The following is a 16894-nucleotide window of genomic DNA, read 5'->3' as shown; positions in this document are numbered from 1 at the left end:
TTTTCCCAACGCGCGGAGATTTAAAATGGCAGAAACGGCAAGGCCCTTTGAACAGAACATCATCGCGATGGTCTGGGATTTTGACAAGACCCTTATTCGGGACTATATGCAGGTTCCGCTTTTTAAACGGTTCGGGATAGACGGCGCAGCGTTTTGGAAAGAAGTCAATGCGCTCCCCGGATTTTACGCCGCCCGAGGAATCCACGTCAATCGGGACACATCGTACCTGAATCATATTTTAACCTACGTCAAGTCGGGAAAAATGAAAGGGCTTTCGAATAAAATCTTACGGGAGTGCGGGCAAGAGCTGGAATATTTTCCGGGGCTTCCAGAATTTTTCCCGCTCATCAAAAAACGGATTGAAGAAGACGAGAAATTTCAGAAAGCCGGAATCAAGCTGGAGCATTATGTGGTCAGCACGGGATTTGCCGAAACGATTCGGGGCAGTGCTGTGGCACCTTTTGTCGATGGCATTTTTGGCTGCGAATTTATTGAAGAGCCTGCTCAACCCGGATTTTTGCAAAGCGGAAAACCGGCGGAAGAGGGAGAGATTTCACAGATTGCGACGGCTCTGGACAACACGTCCAAAACGCGCTACCTTTTTGAAATAAATAAAGGTTCCAATAAATTTCCCGATAGCATTGACGTCAATTCCCAAATAGAAAAAAGCAATCGTCGGATTCCTTTTGAAAATATGATTTACATTGCCGATGGACCGTCCGACGTGCCTGCGTTCAGCATTTTGAACCAATCGGGCGGTGTAACTTACGCCATTTATCCGGCAAAGGATCGGGTAGCGATGCGCCAGGTGGACTCTCTCCGCCAAGACCGTCGGATTCAAATGTATGGCGAAGCGGATTACCGGGAAGATTCGATGACGGGGATGTGGCTCTTTGAACAGGTGACTCGCATTGCAGAAAATCTGGTACAAAAACAACAGCAAAATATACAGCAAAGTGCATCCCGTCCACCTTCGCATTTGAACACCTGATTTTCCAAAGAACGAGAAATAGCGAATGCTGGTAGTGATTAGCGACCAGCGGCGAGTGCCCTTCAACAGGCCTAGGGACCGGTTAAGAGTTGGGAGTTGGAACAGGGAACTGGGAACTAATAACTGAGTTTCCCTTGCGAAAAGAAGTTCAGACGTGAAAAAAAAATTAACTTGTATGTATTTGGTAAAGGACAGTCCATCATTCCCGTTTTTTCCGTGTAGGACATAACATCCAAAAACTCCGCAGGATTTCTGCGGAGTTCTTTGGTGTGAGAGATGGGAATCTTGCCAAATTAGCGGACGATGCGAACGGCCCTCATTTGATTTGTCTTTCTGGAACGGATGTAATAGACGCCTTGATTTTTCAAGTAATCGCTTTCCTTGACCAAACGAACCGCTTCGTGAATGCCGTAGGCGCTGAGTCGTCCCATACGCACTCCCTGCATATCAAAGACATCATAGTCCGCCAAAACATGAGCAGCGTCAAAATGCAGATTGTCAGAAGCTATCGCCGAAGGTTCTTCTTTTTGAATCGGTTCCGGATCATCCGCATTGGCTCCAGCGACAAAAGTGAAGTAGTCCAAATCGAACCATGCACCCGTCACCGTCAATCGCAGAATATGTTCGCCCGCAGGGAGTTCCACATTTTCCGAAACATTGTTATAATCTTCGTAATTTTCTTCGCCCGAAGACGCCGCTGGCACTGCGATTTCCGAAGAGATATTTACGCCATCCAATGAGAGTTGAAAACTGGAACCGCTATTCGCCGCAGCCACAGCCGCAAAAAAAGTATATGTTCCGGCTTTCTGCACATTCACAGTCCATTCAAGCCAGTCGCCTTTGGCATTGTAGCCGACAACGATACCCGTCGCCTTCTTATAAAGATCTACACCGGTTCCTTCGCGATAATCCGAATCGCCGTGATTTTCCGCATCATCGCTATAGGACTCGTTCCCGCTCCCGACGCCCGGAATATCAAAATCTTCCGCTTCAATTTTCCCTGGAATCGCCGAAGCAATTCCTTTAAAAGGTTTCTGCGATTCTGGTTCCACTGGATCGAACGACACTTCATTGCGTCCCTTGTCCAAATTTTCCGCAAAGTATTGCTTCAGCCAAGTCATCGCTGCGCGATCCTGCCCATTCTTAATAAGTCCGGTATTCGCTGCCCAAGTCGCCCCGTCAATATACCCCCAGATGGTAATACCTGCAATCCACGGCGTTTCCCACATAAAGGGAATATGATTTGCATAGTCGGTTTTCTGTTTCTCGTCGTCCGCTTCACCAATGTCGTATTCCGAAATCAATAGCGGAAGTCCCGTTTCTTGATGGATCTTGGTCAGCTTGTTTTCAAAATCGGTTTTGCTCATGCCCTTGCAATCGTGCGCCTGCTGGCCATAAACATCGACCGGCGCACCGTTCTTGACAATCGTCTGGATAAGTTCGATGCCTTCATTCATCTGCCAAGTGAGAGTATTGTAGTCATTGTAAATCAGCACCGCTTTCGGCCAGCGTTCGCGGGCCATCTTAAACGCCGTTGTGATAAAATTGTACTGGTGCTTGCCATTCACAATTGAGTCGCCGCCGAGCGCTTCAATAATGTAAGAGCCTCCGCATTCGGTATCATCCGTGCTGATGCCATTTGCACCTTGAGCAGGTTTTCCGTAACCAGAATGGTAATTGTCTCCGGCCCAAATCGCTTCGTTCACCACGTCAATGTATTCCAAATCAGGAAATTTGGCCGCAACAGCATCAAACCATTCCGTAATGTATTGCCTGGTCTGCTCCACCGTAATGCCGGGGTTTTTCTTTTTGCAAAGGAAATTCGGGTATTGCGAGCCCCATACCAGCGCATGGAATTTAAAATGCCGCTCGCCGGGCTTTTCTTTTGCCCAGTTGTATGCGCTTTCGCACTTGTCGTAATTGTCCCAGGCGAACCGACTCGTACCACTGTTGCCATTAGAAAGCGAATGGATGGAACCCCATTTGCAACCGTTTTCCGGCGTAATCTGATTCCAAAGATCGCCCATGTCGCTGCGAATCTGGCCACTCGTCGTAATGTTTCCCAGAAATTTTGCACCGCCCCCAGCAAGAGGCTCTGCCGCAGCCATCGAATACATGGCGAAGCTCACAAATAAAAGAAATTTTTTCATATTGTACCCTTTTTCTTCAATCTATTTTCAAACCCCTTCCCGTATTTTTCCGCCAAAACAGATTTTATGGATAAATAATCCATGACGCATCTACAAAAAGTTAGGGATTAGCGACTAGTGCCCTTCGATTAGTTCGACAAGCGGTTACCGAACTTGCCGAGGTGCACTAAACTACGGACCCTAAGCCTGCCGAAGGACAGGGACCGGTTAAGAGTTAAGAGTTAAGAGTTGGGAGTTAGAACTGACAACTGAAAACTGAGTCCCTTGGAGGACTATGTATATAAACCCCTAAAAAAATGCCCGACTTTTCGCCGAGCATTTGAAAAACAAAGATATTCAGATTCGACTAGTATTGCGCTTGAAGAGCGGCAGGGCACTTCACTTCCCGATATGTGTGATTCGGGTTGCCAGCAGCCTGCATCCAAGTCGCCAAGAAGAGGCAGCCCTCTTTAGCCACGGCATCATTGGCAAACACGCTGTTGCATTTTTTTGTCAAGCAATTTTTACGCAAGGTTAAAAGGTCGCCACTATAGCCGACTTCATCTTCACAATCCGACAAAAGTCCGCCATACTGTTTTCCCATATCGCCCCAACCCATATTTGCACAGCCATTATAAATACCGACACCACCACCCGGAATCATTACGTCAAATTGACCTTGAGCCACATCGGTTCCCACATTGGAAGCCATGACCACAAGAATCTTGCCTTTTATCGCTTTATGGTTGGCTTTCGTTTCATACTTGCCCGTTCCATCGAAAGTCAAAGCATAGCAATGCCCGCACTGGCCGCCGTTAGAAGCCGGCACCGCCGCAAAGGCATAAGCGAGATTGTCGTTCACAATGATAGGAATCTGGCTGGTGCAGGTCGCCGCAGAACCTCCCTGACAAACACTTTGCGCATTTTTATCGCTGATAACGCTACCGTTTACCGAACACATTTTAGCTTCGTTGCCTGCGCCCGCGTTCTCTGTCCAAGAACAGCTCGGTTTGCAGCAGTCCCAATAACGCGTGGCAAATCCGCTTCCCGAAGCACCGCCCGAAATGTATTCCAAATCGATGTTGCCCGAAATCACAGAAGAACTGGACTTGGCCGAAGAACTGCTCTTTGCAGACGAGCTGGACCTTGCCGAAGAGCTGCTGCGAGCTATCGAAGAACTGGAGCGGACAGAAGAACTGGAACTTACCGCTTGAATCGAAGAAGAAGAAGACTTTTCGGAAGCTGCGCCAACATGGATGGTCAAAGTAATCGTCACGCCGTCAAAGACAAAATTGTCTTTAGTCGTGCCGTCCGAGAAGTATTCGGGAACCGTTCCCGAAACCGTATATGTTCCCGCATTTTTGTCATAACTCGTATTCAGCCAGTAAAGATTCCAACTGCGAGAAGGTTCTGCAGTGACATTTTTAAAAGTCACCGTCGAAATCGGCGCATTCTTGGCAACCGTTTGGGTCAATTCGCCCACCACAGTGATGTTTCCCGTATCCATCGAGCTGCTCGAAACGCTAGCCGTCTGCGAAGAACTGGAGATAGGCACGTCCACCGCCGAAGAAAGTGGCAACGAGAGGGATGAGGATGACGGAGCGGAAACTAGCGTTCCATCCACCGTAACGACAGAACCGTCGTTCAACGTGATATTTCCCGTGTCCGGATTAAATGTACCGATGACATTTCCATTTGCATCGCGAACCGTCAAATCGGAATAGACATCCCCGACAGGAACTTGAGCAACGAGGGTTGCGCTCGTATCCGCGACAATGCTCGACGACGAAATTTCAATAGCCTCGCTAGAAATCGCCACATCGCCTTCCTGAATGACATTGCCCGAAAGATCTATAATCGAACCATCTTCTTTGGTAATCGTTGAATTGTCCGAGTTTAAGGAACCGATAACGTTTCCTTCCAAATCGGTGACAACACCATTCTTATTGACAAGGAATCCCGCATCCGTAATCACAGGAAGAATCGTCGTGTCGGCGACAAGGATAATGTTCCCTTCCATATTGAGAACATTGCCATCGGGATTCAGCTGCCCGACAACGTTTCCGCCCGCATCAAAGACGGCACCCGTAGAAGCGTCAATGGTAAAGCCTCCAACATAATAAGGAAAGTCGGAAGTGGCAGGCAGATTTTCACTGCCCGATGTCCCTGAAGAACTGGAGTTTTCGCCGCAGTTCCACGCCAAAAGCGCAGCGCCCAGCAGAATGGTGACTAAGTAACGTTTTTTCATAGATCCTCTTTGTTTCCCAACACACTCTCACCAAAAACTTTACCAGACATTTTTTTAAGGGCAGCCAGTGTCGTCGCAATCCTTCGTTTCAAAATCTCCGCCGGTATAACTCGACCAGTCGTCTTGCCAAGCGATATCCGTCGAAATCGTCCGGTTGATAGTCGTCATATACTTGTCGATCAGATACTGCGGGCATTCCACTTCTTCCCAGTTATACGTAGGATTGTCAGCGGCCATATACCAGTCAGCAAACCAATGGCAGCCGCGGAGCAGGTTGTTGTAACCGGTGAATGCAGCGTCGCACATGCTCTTGATACAAGATTGGTATTTGGCGACGGTGTTGTCGTAACCGAGGGATTTTTGGCATTCGGTAAGGAATCCGCCAAATTGAGCTCCCCAGTTTACATTCGATCCGCTGACCATGGTGGAAAGCGCATCGTATAACCCGACTCCGCCGCCCGGAACCATCATGTCAAATTGTCCCTGTTCTACATCATAGCCGATATTCGAAGCCATCACGACCATATGCTTGCCCGAGAGGGCCTTGTGCGTCGCCTTGATATTGCCGTCGTGATTGCCACCGTTGAATTGAATATGGTAACATTTGCCACAGCCGTCGTTTCCAGAACCCGGAGCAGCCACAAAAGCATAAGCCAGCGTATCATTCACAGCGACCGGAGCCATATCGGTACAGACAAACGCACCGCCCGCTCCCCCACCGCGATCACTGCTACAAGCACTTGATGTTCCCTGATAACCCTTCCAATACTGCTGCACGTTGTAGCTCAATGTCCAAGCGGGAATTTCATAATCGTTGATGTTGCAGTTTCTGGCTGCATAGTGGTTCGCTTCAAAAACAGCCTGACTAGAAGTATCGACATTTCCAGGCCAAGAGCAATGCGGTTTGCAAGCGTCCCAATAGCGGGAGCTCCAGCCTTCTTTTCCGTTTCCTAAAAGCGAAGCGTAATTCATAATTTCGTAGCCGCTCGGATCCATTTCACCGGAGCCCGACGGTTTCGTTGCACTCGAAGAGCTTTCCACATTTTGCGACGATGAAGATTCGGGTATAGAAATCCCCTCGGACGATGAAGATTGCGGTTCGATGGGCTGCATCGCTTCGCTCGAAGAAGATGCCGGGTTTTCTTCACCCGCCACCGACGACGAGGATTCGGGATTTGGCACGATGTTCCCGCCTTCATCCACAATGCCTACGTTAGAGCCATCCAAAGCCTTCACCGAGCAATCCCGATAAATCAGATGAGTCCCATCAAAATAAGGCTGCTCCAAAACATTCGGGATATTGCCGATAACCGTGCCCGCGGCGTCCATCAAGTTGCCGCTTTCAAAATCAAAAACGCCGACCGCATTTGCGCCATCCGTCACCGAACCGTCCGCATAAATAAAATAGGCTCCGGTCCAAATGGGATATTGCGCAGAAATTTTGCTTAAATCACACTCCGCCGCCGGCAGGTTTACATCGCCACCCGTGCTGGAATCGGAATCGCTCGAACAATTCCATGCAAAAATGGCGGAAGACAAAATCAAAAAATTCTTGGCCAGAAAGGCTTTGGAAAATAGAGCACTCATAAATACCTCGTCCCGTCGGACAATCAAATTCGAACAGCCTATAAAATAAATCCTAAATTCCAAAATCCATGTAAATTTTCCATAGACACTTTGCAGAAGTGTTCCGCGAACGTTCCCAGAATCACGCATTCCTGCAATGTAAGCGTTAAAAAAGCAGAATGAAACCATACAAAAAGCAGCGAGACCCGCTTGTCTCCTATTGAATTTTTTTTTAATTTCATCGTAATGAAACGAGTACTTGCCTCAATCGCTTTTTGGGGGATTTGCGTTTTTGCCAGCCCCTTATCCATCGACGACGCCATCGCGGTCGCCAAACAAAAAAATCCGCAAATACTTGTCAATCGCACTCATCTAGAAAAAGCGGAAAGCCAGAAAACTTCAGCGCGTTCCCTCTTGATGCCTTCCCTGACCCTGTCCGGCAAAGTAACCAAAATCAACGACCCGATAACCATCGACCTTTCCCCCGTCCGAACGGCAATTGTCGGTTCCAATTACGCATCCACCTATGCGAGCGTTTATGGGATGACCGCACCCACAGTCGGCGATGCGACCGCCCAAATGCTTGCACAACAAGCGGCGGGAACCGGAAGCAATCAATTCGCCGCACAACTTCCCGAAGACAAATTCAAAATCCAAGTTCAAGACGACCTGTTTTGGAATGCAACGGCAACCCTCGTCTGGCCGATTTTTACCGGAGGGAAAATCCTGTCAGCATACAAAGCTTCTTCCGAAAATATCGACGCCCAAAAATTCGCCTTCGCCATGACAGAGAACGCCGTCTTATCCGAAGTCTGCGCGCGCTATTTTACCATGCGACTGGCCGAAGAAATGCTGGAACTCCGTAACGAAGCGTTGCAAACGATTCAAACGCATTTGGAACACGCGCAAAAGCTAGAAGCCGCCGGACAAATTTCCCGAGCAGAACGCCTGCGGGCAGAAGTCGCCTTGGCCGAAGCGGTTACGGAAAAAGAAAACGCCGAACGGGATTTTTCGCTTTCCCGGTTGGCTCTGGCCAATTCGCTGGGATCCAGCGATACGGCATTGACCGCGACGACATCCATTCAACCTGTAGAATTAAAATCGTCCCTGAAAGAATTTAAGGAACGGGCGCAAAAAAATTATCCGGGAATCAAACAACTTGAACAAGAAAAAAAGCGGGCGGGTCGAGCGGTTACGGCAGCTCGCAGCGACTATTTTCCGACCGTCGCCCTTTTTGGCAAAAAAGAACTCTACACCAAGGACCTGACCATCTTGGAACCGGAATGGGCTTTGGGAGTCGCCGTAGAATGGAACATTTTTCACGGCGGAGAAACCACAGGGAAAATCGCCGAAGCCAAGTCGCAGGAGCGGGAAGTCGAAAGTTTGCAGCACCAGACAGTACAAAACATTTCCCTGCTGGTGGAAAAACGCTACCGCGAATACGAACACGCCAAAGGTCAGCTGGAAAGCCTTCAAAAAACGGAAGAGCTGGCGAAGGAATCTTTGCAAGACCAACAGAAAGCCTTTGATGCAGGAATGGGAACGAGCCTCGCTGTCGTTGATGCGCAACTTTCCCTTTCGCGCTTGCGTCTGGCAACCCTCAAAGCGAACTATGAAGCGGTGATGTCCCTTGTCGGGCTTTTGGAAACCTGCGGAGAAGTCGAAAAAATCAGCCAATATCTGGAGAATCGAAAATGAAAAAGATTCCGGCCATTTTGATGTTGACAGTCATTGTCGCTTTAATCATTGCGGCATTCGGGGCCATTCGGCATTTTGCCTTTGTCCCACAGCAGGAATATCAGCAAGGGCAAATCGATGCCCGACGCGTCATGGTCGCGGGAAAACTCGCCGGGCGCATCAGCAAATTTTCCGTTCACGAAGGAGACAGCGTAACCGCAGGCGATATCATCGCCGAAATCTACTCCCCCGAAGTGGAAGCCAAAAAATTACAGGCGGAAGGCGCATACAAAGCGGCCAAAGCGCAAGCGACCAAAGCGAAAAACGGTTCCCGCAGCGAACAAATCGATGCCGCCAAAGCCATGATGGAAAAAGCGGAGCAGGCGATGAAACTGGCCAAAAGCACGTACGAGCGCGTGCAGCAACTATACGACGACAGCGTGCTCCCCGTTCAAAAGCGCGACGAAGCGGAAACCCAAAAAAATGCGGCGGACGCCCAATGGGAAGCGGCCAAGGCGCAATACACGATGGCTCTAAACGGAGCTCGTTCCGAAGACAAAGCGGCAGCAAACGCTCTCGTTCTGCAAGCGAATGGAGCCAAAGCCGAAGTCAATGCTTATTTGAAAGAAACAAAAATCCTCGCCCCGATTTCCGGAGAAATCACGCTTAAAATTTCAGAAGAAGGCGAAGTCGTCGGAGCCGGAATGCCCGTCGTCGCCATCACCGATTTAAAAGAAGCCTGGGCGGTTTTCAACATCCGGGAAGACGCGTTGAAAAACGTATCCAAAGGAAAAGAATTTTCCATTTTCATTCCCGCTTTAGAAAAGACCATACCGATGGAAGTCTATTACATTGCCAGCGCCGGAAATTACGCCATCTGGAAAAGCAGCCGGGAAAGCGGAGGCTTTGACCTGAAGACATTTGAAATTCGCCTGCGCCCGAAAGCTCCCGTCGAAGGACTGCGCCCCGGCATGACCGCTCTTTGGAAAAAATAATTCGGGAGAATATTCTTTTGCCGCAAAAGTTTTTTGCCGTAGTAAAAGACGCCTATTTGCAGTGGAATCCCCTGCTGCACATTTTGCTGTTTATTTTCCCCTTGTTTTTATGCCTGGGCATCCTGTCGCTTTTTTCCGAAGAATCGCCCAGCAACCTGCCAGTAGGAGTCATTGCCGAAGGGGGCGGACCCTTGCAGGACCGCCTTTTGCGCGCCATCGAAGCAACCCCGACAGTCAAAATATCCAAACGCTGCCAAAGCATTTCGGAATGCGCATCGGCAATGCGAAGTGGAGAAATTCTGGCTTTTGTCGATATTCCCGTCGATTTGGAAAAGTACGCGCTCCGTTACGAAACGCCAACCGTCAGCGTTTACACCAACGGCCAATCCCTGCTGACCAGCAAATTGATTACAAACGACCTGCGCATCGCCGTTGCCACCGTCGGAGCGGTCTTGGTCAAGAACGTCGTCGCCCCGCCGATCACTACAGAAATTCATCTCATCGGCAATCCGACGGGAAACTACGAACGCTTTTTGGGAATCGGATTGGTGGTCGCCCTCTTTCACGTCATCGCGATGCTTTTAGGGGCCTACATTTTTTCGTACCCGACAAGGGAAAAACAAACTCGGGAATGGTTTGAAATCGCAGCACAGAATTCTCTGCTTTGTGCATTCGGGGGAAGATTCCTTCCGGCATTTTTCATTCTCGGAACGGAATTTTGCGGAATGCTTTTGCTTGCCCGAAACGGCATGCCAGAACTCGGAGCCATTCAACAGGTCCTTTTGTTCGGAGGCGCATTTTTAATGGTGGGGACTTGCCTTGCCGCAGGAGCTGCTTTCGCCGGCATCGTCGGGGAAATGCGAGTCGCCTTGAGTTCCGCGGCGGTAAGCGGAGGCCCTGCATTCGCCTTTTGCGGGCAAACTTTTCCGTTGATGGCGATGCCCTTTCCTATTCGCTGCTGGGCATTCGTGCTACCCATCACCCATTTTATGCAGCTCCAGTCGGCATTTTTTTTCGGGCAGATAGGAACAGTGCGGGCAAGACATTCTTTTGAAATTCTCGCCATGGAATTTCTGTTTTGGATTCTGGTCGCCGTTTTGGCTCAAGGATTTCGAATCCGCAAAAATCTGAATCGGGAGCGCGAAAAATGTTCCATCGAATAGACCAGTTCTTTCACATCGTCCTGACCGAATGGAAAATGTTCTTTCGGGATCCCGCATGTTTTCTCGTCATTGTCGTCGGCGTTCTTTTGTACGCATTCTATTATCCGTATCCTTACGTTCATGAAATCGTCAATAAAGCTCCCGCCGCCATTGTCGATGAAGACCATTCAGCCGTTTCCCGGCAAATTATCCGAATGGCTTCGGCAATGCAAGAAGACACTCTTGTCGCCATTTACGATAAAGAAATCGATGCTCAACGCGCCCTGGCCGATGAAACCATCTATTGCTATATGAAAATTCCCGAAGGCATGGAATCGGACCTTATCAAAGGAAACAATCTCTCTCTGGGCGTTTACTGCCACGGCGCATTCATCCTTTTATACGGCAACATCGCCAGCGCCTTTGCAACAGCCGCAGAAACCGTCGGCGCAACCACGCAAGTCAAGCGCATCGTCGCAAACGGGCACACTCTGGCCGAAGCAAAAGCGATTCGCAACCCCATCCCAACCCAGTTTTTCCGGATGTTCAACCGTTCTGGAGGCTACGGCATCTATGCGGTTTGCGCAGTCCTTATGATTATTTTGCAACAGACATGCCTCATCGGAATCTGCGTCATGGGCGGCCCTCAAAAAAATCGTCCCTTTAAATGGCTTCAAGGGCACGAAGACACGGAAAACGCTCCTTTGCTCTTGCGCTACTTCGGACGATCTTCCGCTTTTATTCTACACTATCTTTGCGCCCTGTTCTTTTATAAAACCGTAATTTACCCTATTTTCGATTTTCCCGATCGCGGAAACATTTTTTTGACGTTACTCTTCGGAATTCTTTTTTTGGGAAGCGTCGTCAATATGGGAATGTGGATTTCACAATTCTTTTCCCGCCGAGAATCGGCTCTCGCCCTGTTCGCCGCCGTTCCGATTTTAGTGCTTTTCGTTTCGGGATTCAGCTGGCCTCAAGGAAATATGCCCGCATGGCTTCAAGTGCTTGGAGCATTCTTTCCCTCGACTTATGCCATTCCCGCTTGGCTTAGCATTCAAAACATCGGTGCCGATTTTCAAGAAGTCGCTCCGAATTTGCTCAAGCTGTTTTTGCTTTCCGTTTTCTATTTGGCACTCGGGCTTATCCACGCCAAAAGGCATGATTTGCTGAAAGAGAAGAGTAAGGGGTAAAAATTTCGGGGCTTATTACAAGTGGTCCGTGCCCTTCGATTGGTTGAAAGTTAAAAGTTGGGAAAATAGAAGAAACGGATCTAGCATTCCGTTTTCCATGGGAAGGCGAAGCATCCAAATTATTCAAAACAAAGAACCCTTGGAGACCTTCCTCGACAAACAAAAAAACTGCCCGAATATCGAGCAGTTCAAAATCAAAAAAACAACCTTATTTCTTTTTCACTATCACGGCATCTTGAACATTTTTGCCCTTGAGCTTTCCAGATTCTAATTCATTTGCTTTCCGGCGCGCCCGATTGACCAAGGCATACTGGCCAATTCCCCACAGATTCGAAATAATCCAGTAGAGCACCAATCCCGACGGCATGACCGCGCTGAAAAGGAACATCATAATGGGCATCATCCAGACCATCATTTTCTGTTGCGCAGGATCCGTCATCGAAGACATGGACTGTTTCGTCTGGAAATAAGTGGTGAAAACCATCACAATCGGGAGAATCGCAATGCCGTCCGGCATGATGAATGGAATCGTTATGCCGTTCCAAATCACATCGGAGCGAGAAAGATCCGTAATCCAACCGATAAATGGCATTCCGCGCAATTCAATCGCTCGACCGAACACCATAAAGAGCGCAAAGAAAATCGGCATCTGAATCAGCATGGGCAAGCAGCCGCCCGTACAAGACGCCATCGGATTGATGTGATTCTTCGTATAGAGTTCCAGAATCGCCGCCTGCTTCTTTTGCGGATCCGAACGGTATTTCACATTGATGGCATCGATTTCCGGCTTCAGCTTGCTCATCGCGCTCGTCGAACGGAGTTGCTTCAGCGTCAGCGGTGTTGTAATCATGCGCACCAGAATGGTAATCAGAATAATGCCAACACCGTAATTCGGAATAATGGAATAGAAGAACTTCAAAAGCCAGAGCAAAAATCCGCAGAGGGCGACAAACCAAACGTCCGCACCGCACCAGCTCCAACCGCTCACGATGATTTTTTCAAATCCCAAATCAAAGCTCTTGATGTCTTGCCAATTCAGCGGCAAAATCATAAAGTCAAACGCTAGAGTGTTGGCTCCGTTCATATTGTCGGAAACAGTTAGTTTGTACGTGCCCGGATCCTTGCTATCTGAACCTCGCGCCGTAAAGTGTTCCGCCAAAAGGGTCGCTTCCGAAGCTTCGGGGAATTTAATGACGGCGGCAACATATTTGCGACGCATTCCCGCCCAAAGCATTTTTCCCGTTTCGGCATTGAATTTTTCGCGGTCGCGGACCGTTTCCCGTTCCACGCCGACCATATCGTTAAAGACGACTTCGCTAAAGAAATAGCTGCCTCCGCCAAAGCTTTTTCCCTTTGGAAATTCTTCGGTTTCCTTCATGCCGCCCAACCAAAGAAGTTCGTAATCGTTGGGTTTGAATCCTTCAAAGAAAATCTTTTGCTGAATGGAAACGCCCTTTGGTGTAAAGGCGAAATGGCGAATGATTTTGTTTCCGTTGGGATCTTGGAACGTAAAGGAGAGAGCCGTGTCCCTTTCGACGCGAATAAAATCCGGCGTATTTTCCGGCACGGAGAACATCTGTTCGGAAAGATCGACCCCGTCCACTTTCAGCGCTAAAGCACCCAAAGTCGTATCGGCGATAATTTCAGGATAGTTTCCAGCAGAATCCTTGAGAGCCTTGACCACGACGCTCGTAATCTTGGCTCCACGATTGTCAAAGACCGCCGTAAAATGTTCGGTTTCCACTTTGATTTTTTGACGGGCAATCGGTGCAAGCGCAACCGAAGAGTCCTTCACAGAATCCGCAGCCACTTCCGGAGTTTTCGCAGCCGGAGCCAATGTCGCCGGGACAAGATTCGCCGTATCCAGCGGAGAAAGTTCGGGAGTCCGAAGTGCGCCGCTGCGCTGATTTTCCGATTGTTCCGTTTTCGCTTTTTGCGCCGCAACGGCTTGCGCTTCTTTTGCGCGATTCGTGGATAAGGACATCGACCAAATAAACAGGCCGACCAGAAGAATGAGTCCGATTAAGGTGTTCTTGTTCATATTAGCTTCTCTTTCTTTGGCGGAACAGGATCGTAGCCTCCCTTACAAAAGGGATTGCAACGCAACACTCGAAAAACAGCAAGATAAAAACCTTTGCATATCCCGTGCACCCGAACCGCTTCTATCGCATAAGCGGAGCAAGTCGGCGTAAAGCGACAGACTCCACGAAAAAAAATAGGATGAATTTTCCGGTAAACGCGAATCGGGAAAATCAAGGCCTCTTCCAGAAAACGCCGTCCGTCGAACTTGCTCATACCCAACCCATTTTTTCAAAAATCTTTCGCGACGCCTTGTGCAGTCGCCCAGAAGTCATTTCGTCCTCTTTGTCATTGACAATAATCATCGCCCAGACAGGAACGGAAATTGTTTTGGCCATTTCAAAAAAAATCGGGCGGAGAATGCGACGGCAACGATTGCGATAAACCGCATTTCCATTCTTTTTTTTCGCTAAAAAGCAAAAACGACAAACCCCATCCGGGCTTTCCATCCAGCGCATTGTCAAAGACGATGCGTGAACGCGCTTTCCTTGATGGGCTATTTGTCGGTAATTAGACTCCGAACCGAGCCTAAAAGAGCGAAGGCTGGGGATACGAAGCCCTACTTTTTATAAATGGTATCGCTGACGGTGAGGCGTTTGCGGCCTTTAGCGCGACGACGGCTAAGTACGGCACGACCCCAACGGTCTTCCATACGAGAACGGAAACCGTGAGTGTTCTTACGCTTGCGATTGTGCGGCTGGAATGTTCTTTTCATAATTCTAAACCCTTAGGCGACAGTAATCGCCATGAAAAACTTTTGAGTCCTAAAGATAGTAAAAAAAATCCACTTCACAAGGGATAGCGTTCTGGGGAATGCGGGCGTTTTCGCCATCAAATGTGGACAAAACGTTGAAAGAATGTTGAATACAAAGAAATTTCCCACCAGAACACATTGACAAAAATTTCTTGTCAAAGATTTGCCGATTTTATTCCTCATCGCAAAACGAACAATTAGCATGTCCGATGAACCATTCGCTCCCCCCCCCCCCAAAAAAAAACGCGCTTACCGGGATTCCCTGACCATCGGCACGATTCTTGAAAAAATCAAATGGCAGCCTCCGAAGGTTTATGCGCTTTTTTATATTTACGCATATAAATTTCTTTTTCAAGAGGAACCGATGGAATTTAAAGTCAAGGATCTGAATCTCGCCGTCGAAGGCCGCAAGGAACTCGACCTCGCCGAAACCGAAATGCCGGGCCTCATGGCACTCCGCAAAGAATACGCAGGGCAAAAGCCCCTTGCCGGAGCCCGCATTATGGGCTCTCTCCACATGACCGTGCAGACGGCCATCCTGATTGAAACTTTGACCGAACTCGGCGCAGACGTCCGCTGGGTCAGCTGCAACATCTTTAGCACCCAGGACAACGCGGCAGCGGCGGTCGTCGTCGGCAAAAAAGGAACTGTGGAAAATCCGCAGGGCGTTCCCGTTTTTGCATGGAAGGGCGAAACCCTCGAAGAATACTGGGAAAACACAGCCAAAGCTCTTGTCTGGCCGGATGGCAAAACCGCGGATCTCATTGTCGATGACGGCGGCGACGCGACCATGCTCGTCACCTGCGGTGCGGAATTTGAAGACGCCGGGAAAGTTCCAGACTTCGACCCCGCTAAAGATTCCGAAGAATGGGGAGTTTTTTTGGCCACCTGCAAAAAGATTTTTGAAAAAGACCCGAAACAGTGGACCCGCGCCCGTGAAGCGTTGAAGGGCGTTTCCGAAGAAACCACGACCGGCGTGCATCGCCTTTACCAGATGGCAAAAGAAGGCCGCTTAAAATTCCCCGCCATCAACGTGAACGATTCTGTCACCAAGTCCAAGTTCGACAACCTCTATGGCTGCCGCCATTCCCTGATCGATGGCATCAACCGAGCGACAGATGTCATGATGGCCGGAAAAATCGCCGTCGTCTGCGGTTACGGCGACGTAGGCAAAGGCTGTGCACAATCCCTTCGCGGTCAAGGCGCGCGCGTCATCGTCACGGAAATCGATCCGATTTGCGCACTCCAGGCCGCCATGGAAGGCTATGAAGTCAAGACTCTCGATGAAGTCGTCGGATTCGCCGATATTTTCGTCACCACGACGGGCAACACCATGATCATTTCCGCAGCACAGATGTCCAAGATGAAACACCGCGCCATCGTGGGAAACATCGGGCATTTTGACAACGAAATCGACATGGCCGGATTAAAGAAAATCCCGGGCATTATCCGCAACGAAATCAAACCTCAATACGACGAATGGATCTTTCCCGATGGACACAGCGTTCTGGTGCTCGCCGAAGGCCGCCTCTTGAATTTGGGTTGCGCAACCGGACATCCGAGCTTTGTCATGAGCGCTAGCTTTACAAACCAGACCATTGCCCAAATCGACTTGTGGCTCAACGCCAACAACAAGCCGACTGTCGCCGGATGCCATTACCAGTCCGGAACCGTTTACACTCTCCCGAAAATTCTGGACGAAAAAGTGGCGCGCCTCCATCTAGAAAAACTCGGCGTTCATTTGACAACGCTGACCCAAGCGCAAGCCGATTACATTGGCGTTCCGGTCGAAGGCCCTTATAAAGTGGAATTTTACCGGTACTGATTTTTCACATTTGGATTCGAGCCGCCGAATTTCTCCCAGTTCGGCGGCTTGTTTTTTAGAGCTTAGCAAGTTAGGGATTAGTGCCCTTCGATTGGGATTTATATATAAAATTCCACCTCGATTTGCTTGGTTGGTGTGCTTCGACAGGCTCAGCAACCGGTTGTCGAACCATGGTTAGGGATTAGTGGTTAGTTGAAAGTTGGGAGTTGAGGGTTGAAACTGACAACTGAAAACTAATAACTGATAACCGAATTCCCCCTTCTCGCTATGACGCAATATCCAATTCCACCCCACAAAA

Annotated in this window: 13 protein-coding genes; 6 read left to right on the top strand and 7 right to left on the bottom strand. The window is 49.1% G+C overall.

Going from position 1 to position 16894, the window contains the following annotated elements:
* Window positions 1-25 precede the first annotated feature (25 nt).
* Complete coding sequence (locus B5D40_RS08275; protein ID WP_073303556.1) at window positions 26-991, top strand: HAD family hydrolase; 966 nt, start codon at window positions 26-28, stop codon at window positions 989-991.
* Window positions 992-1284: 293 nt separating this feature from the next.
* Here the strand turns inward: B5D40_RS08275 and B5D40_RS08270 are convergent, their stop codons facing one another.
* The 3 genes from B5D40_RS08270 to B5D40_RS08260 form a co-directional block, all read right to left on the bottom strand.
* Entirely contained in the window at window positions 1285-3141 is a 1857-nt protein-coding gene (locus B5D40_RS08270; protein ID WP_078776549.1) for a cellulase family glycosylhydrolase, read from the bottom strand.
* A 346-nt stretch (window positions 3142-3487) separates the two neighbouring features.
* The gene (locus B5D40_RS08265) at window positions 3488-5368 is read right to left on the bottom strand and encodes a hypothetical protein (RefSeq protein ID WP_078776548.1); all 1881 of its coding nucleotides are present in this window, start codon (window positions 5366-5368) and stop codon (window positions 3488-3490) included.
* Between the two features lie 54 nt (window positions 5369-5422).
* Window positions 5423-7084 carry a hypothetical protein gene (locus B5D40_RS08260; RefSeq protein WP_233134308.1) on the bottom strand — a complete coding sequence of 554 codons (1662 nt, stop codon included), beginning with the start codon at window positions 7082-7084 and terminating at the stop codon, window positions 5423-5425.
* Between the two features lie 96 nt (window positions 7085-7180).
* Between B5D40_RS08260 and B5D40_RS08255 the strand changes: the two genes are divergently transcribed.
* From B5D40_RS08255 to B5D40_RS08240, 4 genes are read left to right on the top strand one after another with little or no spacing between them, the layout of a single operon-like run.
* The gene (locus B5D40_RS08255; protein ID WP_078776546.1) at window positions 7181-8632 is read left to right on the top strand and encodes a TolC family protein; all 1452 of its coding nucleotides are present in this window, start codon (window positions 7181-7183) and stop codon (window positions 8630-8632) included.
* On the top strand, window positions 8629-9606 hold the full coding sequence (locus tag B5D40_RS08250; protein ID WP_078776545.1) for an HlyD family secretion protein: 978 nt from the start codon (window positions 8629-8631) through the stop codon (window positions 9604-9606). Before B5D40_RS08255 ends, B5D40_RS08250 begins: the two co-directional genes overlap by 4 nt.
* Window positions 9607-9623: 17 nt before the next feature.
* Window positions 9624-10769 (top strand): ABC transporter permease, encoded by a 1146-nt coding sequence (locus tag B5D40_RS08245; protein ID WP_159433691.1) that lies wholly within the window; start codon window positions 9624-9626, stop codon window positions 10767-10769.
* Window positions 10754-11938, top strand: coding sequence for an ABC transporter permease (locus tag B5D40_RS08240; protein WP_078776544.1), 1185 nt, complete (start codon window positions 10754-10756; stop codon window positions 11936-11938). Before B5D40_RS08245 ends, B5D40_RS08240 begins: the two co-directional genes overlap by 16 nt.
* A 208-nt stretch (window positions 11939-12146) precedes the next feature.
* Here the strand turns inward: B5D40_RS08240 and yidC are convergent, their stop codons facing one another.
* Genes yidC through rpmH form a run of 4 tightly spaced genes read right to left on the bottom strand, consistent with a single transcriptional unit; the run spans window position 12147 to window position 14732 of the window.
* Window positions 12147-13979, bottom strand: coding sequence for a membrane protein insertase YidC (gene yidC / locus B5D40_RS08235; RefSeq protein WP_078776543.1), 1833 nt, complete (start codon window positions 13977-13979; stop codon window positions 12147-12149).
* Window positions 13976-14233 carry a membrane protein insertion efficiency factor YidD gene (gene yidD, locus B5D40_RS08230; protein ID WP_073303539.1) on the bottom strand — a complete coding sequence of 86 codons (258 nt, stop codon included), beginning with the start codon at window positions 14231-14233 and terminating at the stop codon, window positions 13976-13978. Before yidD ends, yidC begins: the two co-directional genes overlap by 4 nt.
* A complete protein-coding gene (gene rnpA / locus B5D40_RS08225) occupies window positions 14230-14568 on the bottom strand; it encodes a ribonuclease P protein component (protein WP_078776542.1) in 339 nt (112 codons plus the stop codon). Before rnpA ends, yidD begins: the two co-directional genes overlap by 4 nt.
* Window positions 14569-14576: 8 nt before the next feature.
* Window positions 14577-14732 carry a 50S ribosomal protein L34 gene (gene rpmH / locus B5D40_RS08220; protein WP_073303535.1) on the bottom strand — a complete coding sequence of 52 codons (156 nt, stop codon included), beginning with the start codon at window positions 14730-14732 and terminating at the stop codon, window positions 14577-14579.
* Window positions 14733-15135: 403 nt separating this feature from the next.
* Between rpmH and ahcY the strand changes: the two genes are divergently transcribed.
* Window positions 15136-16596, top strand: coding sequence for an adenosylhomocysteinase (ahcY, locus tag B5D40_RS08215; protein WP_073303532.1), 1461 nt, complete (start codon window positions 15136-15138; stop codon window positions 16594-16596).
* Window positions 16597-16894 lie beyond the last annotated feature (298 nt).

It is taken from the genome of Fibrobacter intestinalis, from assembly GCF_900167415.1.
Taxonomy (GTDB): Bacteria; Fibrobacterota; Fibrobacteria; order Fibrobacterales; family Fibrobacteraceae; genus Hallerella; species Hallerella intestinalis.
This window is presented reverse-complemented; position numbering and strand designations above follow the sequence as displayed.

Coding starts and splice junctions, on each gene's coding strand:
- B5D40_RS08275 (WP_073303556.1), top strand. CDS start 26: ATGGCAGAAACGGCAAGGCCCTTTGAACAGAACATCATCGCGATGGTC.
- B5D40_RS08250 (WP_078776545.1), top strand. CDS start 8,629: ATGAAAAAGATTCCGGCCATTTTGATGTTGACAGTCATTGTCGCTTTA.
- B5D40_RS08240 (WP_078776544.1), top strand. CDS start 10,754: ATGTTCCATCGAATAGACCAGTTCTTTCACATCGTCCTGACCGAATGG.
- B5D40_RS08265 (WP_078776548.1), bottom strand. CDS start 5,368: ATGAAAAAACGTTACTTAGTCACCATTCTGCTGGGCGCTGCGCTTTTG.
- yidD (WP_073303539.1), bottom strand. CDS start 14,233: ATGAGCAAGTTCGACGGACGGCGTTTTCTGGAAGAGGCCTTGATTTTC.
- rpmH (WP_073303535.1), bottom strand. CDS start 14,732: ATGAAAAGAACATTCCAGCCGCACAATCGCAAGCGTAAGAACACTCAC.
- B5D40_RS08255 (WP_078776546.1), top strand. CDS start 7,181: ATGAAACGAGTACTTGCCTCAATCGCTTTTTGGGGGATTTGCGTTTTT.
- yidC (WP_078776543.1), bottom strand. CDS start 13,979: ATGAACAAGAACACCTTAATCGGACTCATTCTTCTGGTCGGCCTGTTT.
- B5D40_RS08270 (WP_078776549.1), bottom strand. CDS start 3,141: ATGAAAAAATTTCTTTTATTTGTGAGCTTCGCCATGTATTCGATGGCT.
- B5D40_RS08260 (WP_233134308.1), bottom strand. CDS start 7,084: ATGCGTGATTCTGGGAACGTTCGCGGAACACTTCTGCAAAGTGTCTAT.
- ahcY (WP_073303532.1), top strand. CDS start 15,136: ATGGAATTTAAAGTCAAGGATCTGAATCTCGCCGTCGAAGGCCGCAAG.